The sequence below is a fragment of the Aequorivita sp. 609 genome (genome assembly GCF_014212065.1).
Classification (GTDB): Bacteria; Bacteroidota; Bacteroidia; order Flavobacteriales; family Flavobacteriaceae; genus Aequorivita; species Aequorivita sinensis.
The window spans coordinates 323,361-337,816 of record NZ_JACJVM010000034.1 but is presented as its reverse complement, the minus strand read 5'-3'; the positions used below and the strand labels follow the sequence as shown (position 1 = coordinate 337,816).

Genomic DNA, 14,456 nt, shown 5'->3' with positions numbered 1-14,456 from the left:
TAACACAAAGATAGGTGTCCTTTCTATAAGTTCTTGTTAACAAGCGGTTAATAGTTAAATTAAACCTATAAAATTGTCTTAAAAATTGATAATTTAAAAGAATTCGTCTTAAAAGAGAGATTAAATATAAATCTAAAAGTTAACCACACATTTATAAATTGAAATATATTAGATGGAGATGTTTAAATGTTGTGGTAAATTTGGAAAAATTACTCTCTAACACTCGTACTCAAGCTTGAAAAACATTAAGAAATACTTTTCTGTTATATTATTCTACCCTTTTTTAATAGTTACAATTCTGGGTTGGTTTCTCATCCCTTATTTTAAACCATATTTAAAAGAAATAATTGGATTTGGAATAGTAACCACTATGCTATTTAGTTTGTATTTATTAATTCCAAAATTGAAAATACAAAAGTGGTTTTTAATAGCTTCTCTATTTTTACTCGCTGCCTTAGCTTTTATAAAACTTTCTTTCTACTATCACTATGGTGTAAAACTAAGTGGATCTGCACTTTTTGTGATATTTGAAACTAATACACAAGAATCTAGTGAGTTTCTGAGTTATTATTTAAATACGTCCGTCATACTTCTTGCTATTGTACTGTTTCTCCCTTGGCTTTTATTGATTCCTTTTATATTAAAACAAGAATCAAGTTTACCATTTACAGATAGATTAAAATCGGTAAAATGGAAAATATTAATAGTATTAGGAATTGTATTATCGCTTTTTGTGATACACAAGAAATTTAGTGAACATAATATTATTTACACCAGTATAGCTTCTTACTCCGATTATCAAACAACCAAAGCTAATCTTAAAAAAACCTTAGCTAAGAGCGAAAGTGATATTTTAAAAGTCCATTCTTCAGATGAAAAACCACAAACCTACGTTGTTATTATTGGGGAATCAACTTCGCGATGGCATATGCAATTGTATGATTACGCAAGAGAAACAAATCCGTTATTAACAGAAATAAAGGATGAATTAGTGATTTTTAAAGATGTAATTACTCCTAATGTCCACACCATCTTAGCGCTTGATAAAATATTGACGTTTTCAGATTATAACCATCCCAACAAAGAAGAAAACGCATCTATAGTTCAATTAGCAAATCAAGCGGGTTTTACTACGTATTGGATATCAAATCAAAGACCAGTAGGACTTCACGAAAGTGTATCTACATTAATAGGCAATGCATCAGACCAAACGTATTTTTTAGCTACAGATAACTACAACAGTAACATTTATGACGAAGTAATTTTGCCAAAGCTTGATGAAGTTCTAACTCAAGGTGACAAAAAGAAAATGGTTTTTATTCATTTAATAGGAACCCACGGAGATTATAAAAAAAGATACCCAGAAAAATATGCCTTTTTTAACGACAGTCCACCACAAACCCCATTTATCAACAAGTCTAATGAACACTACGTAAATGAATATGACAATGCAATTCGCTATAACGATTACATTGTTCGAAGCATAATTGAAACTGTTCGAAAAGAAGAAAAGTCTAGTTATGTAGTTTATTTTTCCGATCATGGGGATGAATTGCACGATACAATGGATTTAAGAGGCCATAACGAGTATTACGGCACTCCTCCAATGTATGAGGTTCCATTTGTAATTTGGACGTCGCCTGAATACAAAAATCAACATCCAAATTTATCCGATTTAAATAGCTTTACTGATAGAAAATATAATCTTGAAGATTTTATACATAGCTTTTCCGATTTAAGCAGAATTGAATTCAATCTAATAGACAAAACGCGAAGTATTTTCAACCAAGAATTTCAAGAACGTACACGATGGATTAAAGAAAATGAAGATTATGATAACAGGTAAAAAACTCATAATACTCATATCGGTACTGTTTTTAACTATATTGTTTGGAATGGCGTATCGCTATTCGCCTTATAAGCTTGAATATCTTGGATATTACGACAAAATATGGGCCCATAGGGTTAATAGTCCTGAAAAACTTGAAAGTGCTTTAAAATACTTTAAAGGGGTTGAATTAGATTTGGTGTATAATGAACAAGAAAATGTTCTAGATGTAACCCACCCTCCTGTTCCATCGATAGGTCTTTCATTTGAAAAGTACTTATCTTATATCGATGTAGTCGAAAAACCGTATTTATGGTTGGATATAAAAAATCTAAACTCAGAGAATAAGGATGCTATTCTTAAAAAGTTAATGAAGCTATTTTCTGAAAAAAAATATCCTCTGGATAAAGTGCTTGTTGAAACACGGTATCCAGAGGCATTATTAGATTTTTCGGAATTAGGATTTAAAACAAGTTATTACTTACCCTTCGGATTATCAGAAATGTCACCTGAAACTCGAAGTATTGAACTTCAAAAAATTACTAATATTCTTGACGAACAACCTGATTTAGCTATTTCATCAAATTACACCGATTATGAAATTATGGCTAAAGAATTTCCTACAAGAGATAAATACTTTTGGATAACTTCCTCAATAAGAAAGCACGGTTTTTCAACTCCTAAAAAAATATTGAAAGACAGTACTGTAAAAGCTGTTTTAATCAGCTATAAAGTAATTAAAGGACACAGGTAACTTATGAAAGTTTTGCCCAAGAATCGCGTAATGGCACTGTACGGTTAAATACAATATTATCTTTTGTCGTGTCTTTATCTACCACAAAATACCCTAAACGCTGAAATTGAAATTTATCTTCTGGTTCAGCATCTTTTATACTTGGTTCAGCATATCCTGTAATAACTTCTAAAGAATTTGGATTTATAAATTCCATAAAATCCTTTTCCTTGTTAGTATCTGGTGATGGTTCTGTAAATAGTCTGTCGTAAAGACGAACTTCAACAGGTAAAGCGTGCGCTGCAGAAACCCAGTGTAAAGTTCCTTTTACTTTTCTTAAAGAAGCCTCTGTTCCACTACCACTTTTACTTTCTGGATCGTAAGTACAGTGAATTTCGGTGATGTTTCCATCAGCGTCTTTTACTACACTTTCTCCTTTAATGATATATGCATTTTTTAAACGGACTTCTTTCCCGATTGTCAATCTAAAAAACTTGCGGTTTGCTTCTTCTTTAAAATCATCTCTTTCAATCAATAATTCTTTAGAAAAAGGTACTTCTCTATTTCCAGCACTTTCGTCTTCTTGATTATTTTCTGCTTCAAGCATTTCAGTTTGACCCTCTGGATAATTATCAATAATCAATTTCACAGGATCTAAAACCACCATGATTCTCGGTGCCTTTTTATTTAAATCTTCACGAACATTAAATTCTAAATGAGAAACGTCAATCAAATTTTCACGTTTACCAACGCCAATACTATCGGCAAAGTTTTTAATTGATTCTGGAGTATAACCTCTTCGGCGTAAACCAGAAATAGTAGGCATACGAGGATCGTCCCAACCATTTACAACTCCCGCTGCAACTAATTGAGCGAGTTTTCGTTTACTCACAACAGTATGACTTAGATTTCTACGTGCAAATTCGCGCTGTTTAGGACGTAATTTATCTTCTTCCACCACTTGATCTAAAAACCAATCGTAAAGCTCTCTATGAGGTAGGAATTCAAGCGTACAGAAGGAATGCGATACTTGTTCTATATAATCACTCTCTCCATGAGTCCAATCGTACATTGGAAAAATTTTCCAATCGGTTCCGGTACGGTGATGTGATTTAAATAAGGTTCTATACATCACAGGATCGCGCATTAACATATTAGGCGATTCCATATCAATTTTAGCACGAAGTACGTGTTCCCCTTCTTTGGTTTCCCCATTCTTCATCTTCTCGAGTAATTCTAAATTTTCCTCAACAGAGCGATTTCTATAAGGACTAGCCTTTCCAGGTGTGTTTGGAGTACCTTTTTGTTCAGCAATTTCTTCTGAAGTTTGAGAGTCTACATAAGCTTTTCCATCCTTAACCAATTGAACAGCCCAATCGTATAACTGTTGAAAATAATCGGAAGCATAACATTCGGTTGCCCATTTATAGCCCAACCAAGAAACATCTCTTTTAATGGCATCAACAAATTCCTGTTCTTCTTTTGCTGGGTTTGTATCGTCAAAACGAAGATTTACAGGGGCGTTGTATTTTTCTCCTAAACCGAAGTTTAAACAAATTGATGAAGCATGACCAATATGTAAATAACCATTAGGTTCTGGTGGAAATCGGAAACATAAATCATCTTTTTTGTAGCCTTTTTTAAGGTCTTCTTCTATAATATGCTCTATAAAATTAAGAGGTGCTGCTTCGTTACTCATATCTGTATTTTTAAGTCGTGCAAAGGTAAGGAATTAAGTGAAAAAGAAGTTGTTTAAAATTAGGTTTCGACCTTGGTTTATCCTGAGCGAAGCCGAAGGACTCAAACTGACTTTGTTTATTATATTTGTCAAAAATTATTTATGGGAACCATTCGTTTAAAAAACATAAAGATTTATGCCTTTCACGGGTGTTTAGTTGAAGAAGGACAAATAGGATCAGATTATTTGGTGAATCTTACAGTAAAAGCCGATTTATCTAAAGCTTCAAAAACTGATGAATTAGCAGATACTGTTGATTATGTTATGCTTCAAAATATCGTAAGAGAAGAAATGAGTATACGTGCAAAGTTATTAGAGCACGTAGCTAAGCGAATTATTGATTCGGTGTTGATAAAATTAGAAATGGTTAATACAGTGAAGGTTACAGTGGCAAAACAAAACCCTCCTATTGGTGGAGACGTTGCTGAAGTAAGTGTAACAATGAAGAAGAAACGCTAATTTAGTTTTTATGTAGGAATTAAATGTTTAATTATTTACATTTGCACCACAATATGGCATCGTGGCCGAGTGGCTAGGCTCAGCTCTGCAAAAGCTGCTACAGCGGTTCGAGTCCGCTCGATGCCTCCAAGAAACCTTAACTTTTTAGTTAGGGTTTTTTTTATTTTTAATAATTACTACGATTTCCACGAGCCCAAAACTTTGGGAGCTGCGCTTAATACTTACAAAAAAATATAAAAAAGAAGAGATTATTATTGTAAATCCTCAACAGGAGGAATAGGCTTTTCTATTTCTATAGGATTGCCTTGTCCTGGGATTTTTTCAAGTCCAGCTTCAACACCTTTGGGGAAAATTCCCTGAATAAGTAGTAAAATACCAAATCCAAAAATTAAAATACTTACCCATTTTTTAGTTTTAAAAATAAAACGCGGAGTCATTTTGTTTTTCAATTTTTTAGCTAAAAGTATTTTTAAAAGATCGGTAAGAAAGAATGTTGCTAATACCGTAGAAATAAATAGAAATACGCCATTATCTGAAGTTGTAAGGGCGTTAGCCATAATAAGAGTTCCTATCCAACCCGCTAATACACCAAAGTTTACAAAATTCAATAGAAATCCTTTTAGGAATAGTCCACCGAGATTTTTTTTTACTTTTACAGCGTAATGTTCTCTTACAATTTTAAATATTGATTTATTGGTTCGAATATAGGATATAATTCCATAAGCAATGAGAATCCCTCCACCAAAAATTAGTAAGCCAGGATCATTCTTCACTTGTTCAAGAATTCTACTTGTACTATAAAAGGCAATTATTATAAACAGTATATCAGCAACTATTGCACCTAAATCAAAGAATATAGCGGCCTTAACCCCTTTTGTTATAGCAGTTTCAATTAGGGTAAAAAATACTGGACCGACTGCAAAAGCCAATAAGAATCCATAAAATGCAGCGTAAAGTAAACCGTCAAACATAATAGGGTAAAAATACAAATTACTTTTACCCAATGTCTGTAAAAAAATAAATTTTAGTTTTTACTATTTAATATTTAGTTACTAAAAAGTATAAAACCTTTATTTTAAATGTTTTATTTATGACCTAGCATTGTAAAATCTAAATGCTTCTTAACTAAATCGGCATTTTTTACTTTTACATTAACTTCATCTCCAAGTCGATATACGTTATTGGTACGTTTTCCAATTACCGCATATTCGTCTTTATCAAATTCGTAATGGTCGTCATTCAAATCTTGCAAACGAACCATTCCTTCACATTTATTAGAGATAATTTCTATATAAATACCCCATTCAGTAACTCCTGAAATTACTCCAACAAACTCTTCATCTTGATGATCTTGCATATACTTAACTTGCATATACTTAATACTATCGCGTTCGGCATTAGTTGCAAGTCCTTCCATGTCACTACTATGGCTACATTTTTCTTCAAATTCCTCTTCATTAGCACTTTTTCCATTTTCTAGATAATGCTGAAGAAGTCTGTGAACCATAACATCTGGATATCGACGTATAGGTGAAGTAAAATGGGTATAATAGTCAAAAGCTAATCCGTAGTGACCAATATTTTTGGTTGTATACATTGCTTTACTCATACTTCTAATAGCAATAGTATCTATTAAATTCTGTTCTTTTTTACCTTGAACATCCTTCAATAATTTATTCATAGAAGTAGCTGTAGTATGACGATCTTTTGTGTTTAGTTTATAACCAAATCGTTTAATTATATTTTCAAGCGCTGCAATTTTTTCGTCATCCGGTTCATCGTGAACTCGGTAAACAAATGTCTTTTTTGGATTCTGTTTTCCGATAAATTCGGCTACACTTCTATTGGCTAGAAGCATAAATTCTTCAATCATCTTATTAGCGTCTTTACTTTCTTTAAAGTACACGCCTTCAGGGTTTTTATTTTCGTCTAAAATAAATTTTACTTCTACCTTATCAAATGAAATAGCACCAGCACGCATACGTTTAGTTCGTAATTTTTTAGCAAGCCTATCCATTTCTAAAATAGCTTCAGCAATTTCAGGTTTAACGACATATTCTTCATCTGTAATCGAAATATCGGAAGGAATTTTATGTATTTCCTCATTCGGATTTTCAATTACGTGTTGTGCTTCTTCATAAGCAAAACGCGCATCACTTAATGTAACTGTCTTTCCAAACCACTGTTTTATAACTTCCGCTTTTTGATTCATTTCAAAAACAGCTGAAAAAGTATATTTTTCTTCATTAGGACGAAGAGAACAAGCATTGTTTGAAAGAATCTCTGGCAGCATTGGTACCACTCTATCTACTAAGTAAACAGAAGTTGCACGTTCATAAGCTTCATCATCAAGTTCATTTCCAGGAGTAACATAATGTGACACATCGGCGATGTGAATTCCTATTTCATAGTTCCCATTTTCAAGTCTTTCAAAAGAAAGGGCATCATCAAAATCTTTTGCATCCTTTGGATCTATTGTAAAAGTTAAAGTTTCGCGCATATCGCGACGCTTTTTTATTTCAGATTCTTTAATTGAAGTATCTATTTTATTAGCATAAACTTCAACCTCTTGAGGGAAATCATACGGCAAACCGTATTGTGCTAGAATAGAGTGAATTTCGGTATTATGTTCTCCAGGCATTCCTAGAACTTTAATAACTTTTCCTATTGGAGAATCTTCTTTTTCTGGCCATTCTAGCATTTCAACTAAAACCTTTTCTCCAGATTTAGCTCCGTTTATTTTATTCTTTGGAACAAAAATATCGGTGTACATTTTGTAATCTGTAACATCTACGAATGCAAAGTTTTCCTGTACATCAATAGTACCTACAAATTCTGTACGTTTTCTTTCTATAATTTTGGTTACTTCCCCTTCTGTCTTCCCTCCTTTTTTACGTTTAAAAACGTAAACTTCAACTATATCGCCATTTAAGGCTTTATTTAAATTTTTACTACTCACATAGATATCATCTTCAAGATCTTCTACAATAATGTAGCCTTGACCACGACCTGCAATATCAACTCTTCCAGTATAGTAGTTTTGTGAAGGGGTAAGTATATATTTTCCGCGATCAATTTCTTGAATACTTCCTTTTCCTAGTAAATCCTTTAATTTTTTGATTATTTGGTTCCTACTACTAGGGTCGTCCAATTGAAGTTTAGCGGCAATTTGCTTATAATTAAAAGCTTGTGAATGATCTTTCCGAAGTATGTTCAGAATTGTTTGAGAAAGATTATCTATTTTATTTTTACTCTTTTTACGTTTATTTTTTGGCATAGTTTAATTTGTAATTATTGTAAATGTAATACATATCTCATAATGATTGGATTACATTAGCAAAGATTTAGTACCTTAGAGAAGGTTTATAAATAATATAAACTTGAATTCTACTAATGTGATGGAATTTAAAAGTAAGAATAATTTCATAAGCTACTTAGATATCTAAAATGGAACATTTTAAAACCATAGCTATATTCCAATACCCTGCAGAATATGCAGTGCTTCAACTTTTGTTTGATCAAGAAGGGATTAGGTATGTGTTTCAGAATGAAACAATGATTAGCGTATTTCCTTTTTACTCGAATGCTATAGGTGGAATTAGGCTTCAAGTACATATAGACGATATTTCTCAAGCAGAACAAATAATGAACGATTTCAACAATCCTTCCAACTTAAAAATCGTTTAAAAAACTCTAGTCTTTCTCTAGATTCAAAAATCTTCATTTTCCATTTTTTATAGTTATCAACATATATTAATACTACATTTTTCTTTTTTAAAATTTAATTAAATAAAATGGTGTTTATTATAGTGTGTTAATATGTACAATAACTTTTTGATGTTTTGTTTTGAAATTAACTTGTTCTCTTTTAATAATAGGTTATTAACATAATATAACAATCTGAACAGCTTAAATTATAGTCGAATAGCTATAGTAATTAACAACTGTGAACAACCTATTTCTACAACCTAAAATTGATAAGTATTTTTAAAATTAATGTTGTTAACTGAAAATTTTCATCCCATAACTGACCAATAAAAAATGGTTAAAAAATTTGCATTATTGGAATTTTAAAACCTATTGTAAATAATTTCCATATCTGCAATTTTACTTATAGGAATTCAATTAACAAATATCAACAATGTTGTTAACCATTATATGAAGCTAAGGTTAAGAAACGATTAATTTACACTACATATAATTTAATATACTGAATTTAAGTCTATTAAACGTGTTGATAACCTATATTATATAAGAAAAGCAATATTAGATAGAACAATAATATTTCTGCTACCTAAATCATTATCTTTGATAAAAATTAAATATTATGAAAATTTCTATCGGGAACGACCACGCAGGTACAGATTATAAATTTGAAATAATCTCTTATTTAGAAAAAGAAGGACATACTGTTATCAACCATGGTACGGATGAAAATTCTAGTGTTGATTATCCAGATTTTGTTCATCCTGTTGCTGAAGATGTTGAGAAAGGAAATGTAGATTTTGGTATCATTGTATGCGGAAGCGGAAACGGTGCTAATATGACGGCTAATAAACATCAAAAAGTACGTTCTGCTATATGCTGGACAAAAGAAATTACCGAATTAGCGCGTCAACATAATGATGCTAACGTTTTAAGTATTCCAGCACGATTTACTAGTAAACAACAAGCTGTTGAAATGGTAAAAACATTTCTAAATACAGATTTTGAAGGTGGCCGTCATCAAAAACGAGTAGAAAAAATAGCCTGCTCATAAACTTTTAAAATGTCGCATAATCACGCACATTCTAATAGCCATTCACATCCCGATATGAAAGGTAGAAAGCTTCTGCTCTCTATTTTTCTTAATATAGGTATTACTGTTGCTCAAGCTATTGGCGGATTAGTATCTGGAAGTTTATCATTACTTTCTGATGCCTTGCATAATTTTAGCGACGTACTTTCATTGATTGTTAGCTACATAGCCGATAGATATTCAAAAAAAGACGCTTCGGTTACTAAAACTTTTGGGTATAAGCGAGCCGAAATTCTTGCAGCCTTCGTAAATTCTGTAACATTAATTATAGTTGCTGTTTACCTTATTTACGAAGCTATCTTTAGATTTATGGATCCTCAACCTATAAAAAGTGGTTTGGTAATATGGTTAGCGATTTTAGGAATTGTTTTTAACGGATTTAGCGTACTTCTACTTTTTAAAGAATCTAAAACAAATATGAATATGCGTTCAGCATATTTACACTTATTTTCAGATATGGCTGCATCTGTAGCTGTTTTGATAGGTGGTGTTTTAATGTTATATTTTGAATGGTATTGGGTAGATAGTATATTAACTGTGTTAATAGCACTATACTTGTTAATAATGGGGTATGATTTGATAAAAAGTTCTTTTAAAGTATTGATGCTTTTTACTCCAGACGACTTAAATTTGGAAGAAATAATTGAAACCGTTTGTGAAATTCCAGAAGTGAAGAATATGCATCATATTCATATCTGGCAGCTTAACGAACAAGAAACGCATTTAGAGGCACATTTAGATTTTCACGAAGATGTTACACTTTCTGAGTTTGATGCAGTGTTAACTAAAGTTGAAGAAGTTCTTTTTAAAAACTTCGGAATAAATCATGTTACTATTCAACCTGAACACCAAAAAGACGATCCAAAAGACATTATTGTTCAAGATTGATTTAATTGAAAAACTATGGAAATTGAAGTAAAAAATTTTGAAGAATTAAACACTAATGAACTTTATAGTCTTTTAAGATTAAGAAGTGAAGTTTTTGTTTTAGAGCAGGATTGTGTTTATCAAGATATAGATGGAAAAGATCAACGGGCTTTACATGTAATAGGTAGAGAGGATGGAAAAATAATTGCTTATGCTAGATGTTTTCAAGAAGGAGATTATTTTGACGAATCTTCTATTGGTAGAGTAGTTGTACGGGATAACTATCGCAAATTAGGGTATGGACATAAAATTACCGATGCGGCAATTAAAGCAATAGAAGAGTATTATAAGGCTAACAAAATAAAAATATCAGCCCAAACTTATCTAGTCACTTTTTACGAAAGCCACGGTTTTAAGACTATTGGTGATCGCTATTCAGAGGATGGAATACCTCACATTGCAATGATTAGAGCTTAATTAAATTCTTTTCAAGATTTAGCTCTTTTAATAATTCGTCTGTAAACTTGTAATGTCCACGACGCGTTATTATTTTAAATCGTTGATTACGCATTCGAGTAATTGTATCTAAAAACTGCCATTTAGATTTTAATAATCTAAGTTTTTCCGTTTTTAAACTTATTTCAAAATAATGCTTAATTCCAGCCCGACTTGCTACTATATCTGGAGTTATTACTACATCACTATCTTTTTTGAGATATGATTTTGGAGCTTCGTATCCATCTACGTTAGCTCTAATTTGTTCAAACCCTCTTTTCTCTAAATAGCTTACCGATTCTTTAATAATTTCTTTGTTTTCTTCTCTATCTGCTTGTATCATAGCAGCTAAAATACGAATATATTGATTAACAACCGGTTAAGGTTATGTTAAGCTAAAAATTAGAGTGTTAATTTAGTTTTTGTACTTAATAGAATTATCAAATGGAAGCTTTAATTGATGTAGAATATTTTCATCATCCTTATGGTCGCTAATATCTAATCCGTACTTAATGTCTGCTGTATTTTCATAAACATAAGTTCCAAATAAGCGATCCCAAATAGAAAACATATTTCCAAAATTAGTATCTGTCCAAGGCATTTGATAGTGATGGTGAAACTTATGCATATTTGGAGTTACAATAATATAGCTTAGGGCTTTGTCTAATTTTGTTGGAATCGAAATATTTGCGTGAGTAAAATAGGTAAACAGCACACTTAAAATTCTATAGAAAAGATAAAAAGCTATTGGCATTCCCATAATTACAACCGTAAGTAATGCGAAGGTTTCTCGAATAATAAAATCGAAAGGATGATGTCGCGTTCCAGTTGTTACATCTACATTTTTATCGGAATGGTGAACGGTGTGTAAACGCCACATCCATTGAATTTTATGAAGAAGAAAGTGTACAAAATATTGAGCGATTAAATCTAAAATTAAAATGGATAGTAATAATTCTAACCAAACAGGAGCAGTAATATGCTGTAATAAACCAAAGTTGGAATTGTCTATCCAAAGAAATACCCCAGCCGTTAAAATCCCGAAAAACAAGTTTATTAACATTACAAATGCAAGTAAAATAAAATTTGTTTTAGCGTGTCGCCATTTGTTGTATTTAGTAAAAACTAATTTGTAATATCCCTCTAAAATCCAGAATATAGTAAGGACAAAAAACACCCAACCTGCTTTCATCCAAGTAGGCATTGTTTCGAAGAAAGTTAAGAAGGACTGCATTTGTTTGTTATATTTTCAATCAAACTCTGTTTATTATTCCTTGCTCGAGCATAATATCAAAAGCTTTATTTGAATCACTTAAACCCCTACACAGTGATCCAGGTAGAATAATTTTTCTGCTTCTACTCTTATTTTTATCATCAATAAAATCAACCCTAAAATATGCTCTTGAAAAACACTTTTTAGCCTGATGGAATGTTACACGAATTATCTTCTCTCTTTCAATTACGGAAGTATTAGAATATTTTCTTTTCCTAAATGAATCATAAATTGTAAAAACAACTATACCAAATAGGAATAAAAGTCTAATCCAATCACTATTTTTAAAATAATTATAAGTTAAATACAGGAAACAAAGTACTGTAAATATTATAGAAATTGTATAAATTACTTTATTTTCTGATGTATCCTTAGCGGTATAATTTTCTAAATTTCCATCAGAAGTAAAAATAATTTTTTCTTCTAAAATATGACAAAATCCTTCATACGTTTTAAATTTTCTAAGTTCTTTCATTTGGTAAAAAAAGATTGCAATAGCATCAAATTTGAAATGATTTCTTCTACGCTAGAACAAACAAATTATCACCTCAAAATTTTCTTATATCTTCCTTCATCATTCAAAACAGCAACTGCTTCTAGAATTTCAGGATTGTGCTCTATTTGATAGTTATATAATCCTTCACGATAGAAATATCGCTTTAGAATTTCGTCTGTTAATAACGATTCTATTTCAACTTTTTTATCGATAATAGCTTTCTCTTTTGCGGTATTAATAGCAGCCATTAATTGATTGTAACTTTGAGAAACTTCATTGTTTAATTCGTCTGATTCGGCCATTTTTAAACCTTCTGCAAATTTCTTTTCGGTTTCAGTTTCATATTCAAAATTGTTTGCTTTTAAATATTTCAGGAAATCTTGGAAGTCACTTTGTCCAAACTTAAAGTTTTTCCAATCCGTCATTTGATGGCTGTAATAGTATTTTGTAGCATAATCAAAAATTGCATTGTCTTTTAGTAAAGCCGTAGTAATTGGGCTATAAACTGCCGATGCCATTTCAATATCTGGCAGTATTCCTCCCCCGTCATAAACAGTTCTACCTCCTTTAGTTTTAAACTTGTTATATTCTTTTGGATCTTTTCGAATAGGATCGCCATTTTCATCTCTATGCCAGTAATCAACAGCTTGAATTCCACGACCGCTTGGTGTGTAATACCTCGAAATAGTAACTTTTAACTGAGTTCCGTACGTTAGCTTTTTAGGACGCTGTACAAGCCCTTTTCCGAAGCTTCGAGCCCCAACGATAACTGCGCGATCTAAATCTTGTAAACCTCCTGAAACTATCTCACTAGCCGATGCACTACGACCGTTGATTAAAACTACTAAAGGAATTTCGGTATCTACGGGTTCAAAACGTGTTTTATAAGTTGCATTATACTTTTCAATAACCGATTTTGTGGTGGTGATTACTTGATCTTTTTCAACAAAAAGGTTTACAACGCTGATTGCTTCATTTAATAATCCTCCTGGATTTCCTCGTAAGTCTAGTATTATCTTTTTCGCACCTTGAGATTTTAAATCTATTAACGCCGCTTTGGTTTCAGAAGTAGTTTTACTATTGAATTTTGAAAGTACAATATACCCAATGTCATTGTTTATCAATTTATAAAAAGGAACTGCTTTAACTTCAACAGCTTCGCGTGTAATGGTTGTGGTAGTGGTTTTACCTTGTCTTTTATAAGTTACATCAACTTTAGAACCTGGAGCACCTTTAAGTAATTCTCCCGCATCTTCTTCAAAATTTGCTAAGGTTACATCCCCTATTTTAATAATCTCATCTCCTGCTTTTAAACCTGCTTTATCTGCGGGATACCCTTGATAAGGTTCTACAATAATTATTTTATCTTCTCGGGTCTGAGCGGTAGCACCAATACCTGTATAAACTCCTGAATTATTGATTTTAGCATCCTCAACTTGTTGTTCGTTCCAATAAACGGTGTAAGGATCTAAGTCGTCCAACATTCCTTTTATAGCTTTATCCATAAGTGTAGCCGGAGTAACTTCATCTACATAATTCATATTTAATTCCTTGTAAAGCGTAGTGAAAATTTCAATCTGTTTCGCTATTTCAAAAAAATCGCTTTTAAAACTTACAGTGGTAAAAAATATACCAATGGCCACAATGGGAATAATTATTCTCTTTTTCATAATTGTTGTGTTATTGAGATTTTGAGTTGTTGTAACATTCTACCAACTTACTCAATGTATCAGGATTTTATTCTACACTTCAGAAATATACGAAGAATG

14 protein-coding genes and 1 tRNA gene are annotated in these 14,456 nt (G+C 31.7%); 8 read left to right on the top strand and 7 right to left on the bottom strand.

Features of this window, described 5'->3' with window-relative positions:
• Window positions 1-370: 370 nt before the first annotated feature.
• Together H4O20_RS10965 and H4O20_RS10960 are read left to right on the top strand one after the other, a co-directional pair.
• Window positions 371-1,846: a sulfatase-like hydrolase/transferase gene (locus H4O20_RS10965; protein ID WP_260402672.1), complete on the top strand. Its 1,476-nt coding sequence runs from the start codon at window positions 371-373 to the stop codon at window positions 1,844-1,846.
• Entirely contained in the window at window positions 1,833-2,582 is a 750-nt protein-coding gene (locus H4O20_RS10960) for a hypothetical protein (RefSeq protein ID WP_185099272.1), read from the top strand. The genes H4O20_RS10965 and H4O20_RS10960 overlap by 14 nt, the downstream gene beginning before the upstream one ends.
• Before the next feature lies 1 nt (window position 2,583).
• Here H4O20_RS10960 and H4O20_RS10955 read toward each other — a convergent pair whose 3' ends face one another.
• A complete protein-coding gene (locus H4O20_RS10955; protein WP_185099271.1) occupies window positions 2,584-4,260 on the bottom strand; it encodes a glutamine--tRNA ligase/YqeY domain fusion protein in 1,677 nt (558 codons plus the stop codon).
• Window positions 4,261-4,401: 141 nt separating this feature from the next.
• On the opposite strand from H4O20_RS10955, the gene folB reads away from it, so the two are divergent.
• Window positions 4,402-4,758, top strand: a complete 357-nt coding sequence (gene folB / locus H4O20_RS10950) for a dihydroneopterin aldolase (RefSeq protein WP_139854166.1) — start codon at window positions 4,402-4,404, stop codon at window positions 4,756-4,758.
• A 55-nt stretch (window positions 4,759-4,813) separates the two neighbouring features.
• Window positions 4,814-4,887: transfer RNA gene (locus H4O20_RS10945), tRNA-Cys, on the top strand.
• Between the two features lie 122 nt (window positions 4,888-5,009).
• Here the strand turns inward: H4O20_RS10945 and H4O20_RS10940 are convergent.
• On the bottom strand, window positions 5,010-5,729 hold the full coding sequence (locus H4O20_RS10940) for a LysE family translocator (protein WP_185099270.1): 720 nt from the start codon (window positions 5,727-5,729) through the stop codon (window positions 5,010-5,012).
• Between the two features lie 113 nt (window positions 5,730-5,842).
• Window positions 5,843-8,035: a ribonuclease R gene (gene rnr / locus H4O20_RS10935; protein ID WP_185099269.1), complete on the bottom strand. Its 2,193-nt coding sequence runs from the start codon at window positions 8,033-8,035 to the stop codon at window positions 5,843-5,845.
• A 170-nt stretch (window positions 8,036-8,205) separates the two neighbouring features.
• Between rnr and H4O20_RS10930 the strand changes: the two genes are divergently transcribed.
• The 4 genes from H4O20_RS10930 (at window position 8,206) to H4O20_RS10915 (ending at window position 10,900) form a co-directional block, all read left to right on the top strand.
• Window positions 8,206-8,445 (top strand): DUF2007 domain-containing protein, encoded by a 240-nt coding sequence (locus H4O20_RS10930; RefSeq protein WP_139854163.1) that lies wholly within the window; start codon window positions 8,206-8,208, stop codon window positions 8,443-8,445.
• Window positions 8,446-9,085: 640 nt separating this feature from the next.
• The gene (rpiB, locus tag H4O20_RS10925) at window positions 9,086-9,517 is read left to right on the top strand and encodes a ribose 5-phosphate isomerase B (protein ID WP_185099268.1); all 432 of its coding nucleotides are present in this window, start codon (window positions 9,086-9,088) and stop codon (window positions 9,515-9,517) included.
• Between the two features lie 9 nt (window positions 9,518-9,526).
• The gene (locus tag H4O20_RS10920; RefSeq protein WP_139854161.1) at window positions 9,527-10,444 is read left to right on the top strand and encodes a cation diffusion facilitator family transporter; all 918 of its coding nucleotides are present in this window, start codon (window positions 9,527-9,529) and stop codon (window positions 10,442-10,444) included.
• A gap of 15 nt (window positions 10,445-10,459) precedes the next feature.
• Complete coding sequence (locus tag H4O20_RS10915) at window positions 10,460-10,900, top strand: GNAT family N-acetyltransferase (RefSeq protein WP_139854160.1); 441 nt, start codon at window positions 10,460-10,462, stop codon at window positions 10,898-10,900.
• Here the strand turns inward: H4O20_RS10915 and H4O20_RS10910 are convergent.
• From H4O20_RS10910 to H4O20_RS10895, 4 genes are all read right to left on the bottom strand, one after another.
• Window positions 10,890-11,261 (bottom strand): hypothetical protein, encoded by a 372-nt coding sequence (locus H4O20_RS10910; RefSeq protein WP_139854159.1) that lies wholly within the window; start codon window positions 11,259-11,261, stop codon window positions 10,890-10,892. The genes H4O20_RS10915 and H4O20_RS10910 overlap by 11 nt on opposite strands.
• A gap of 72 nt (window positions 11,262-11,333) precedes the next feature.
• Window positions 11,334-12,152: a sterol desaturase family protein gene (locus H4O20_RS10905; RefSeq protein ID WP_185099267.1), complete on the bottom strand. Its 819-nt coding sequence runs from the start codon at window positions 12,150-12,152 to the stop codon at window positions 11,334-11,336.
• A 19-nt stretch (window positions 12,153-12,171) separates the two neighbouring features.
• Entirely contained in the window at window positions 12,172-12,666 is a 495-nt protein-coding gene (locus tag H4O20_RS10900; protein ID WP_139854157.1) for a hypothetical protein, read from the bottom strand.
• 68 nt (window positions 12,667-12,734) lie between these two features.
• Window positions 12,735-14,357: a S41 family peptidase gene (locus H4O20_RS10895; protein ID WP_185099266.1), complete on the bottom strand. Its 1,623-nt coding sequence runs from the start codon at window positions 14,355-14,357 to the stop codon at window positions 12,735-12,737.
• Window positions 14,358-14,456 lie beyond the last annotated feature (99 nt).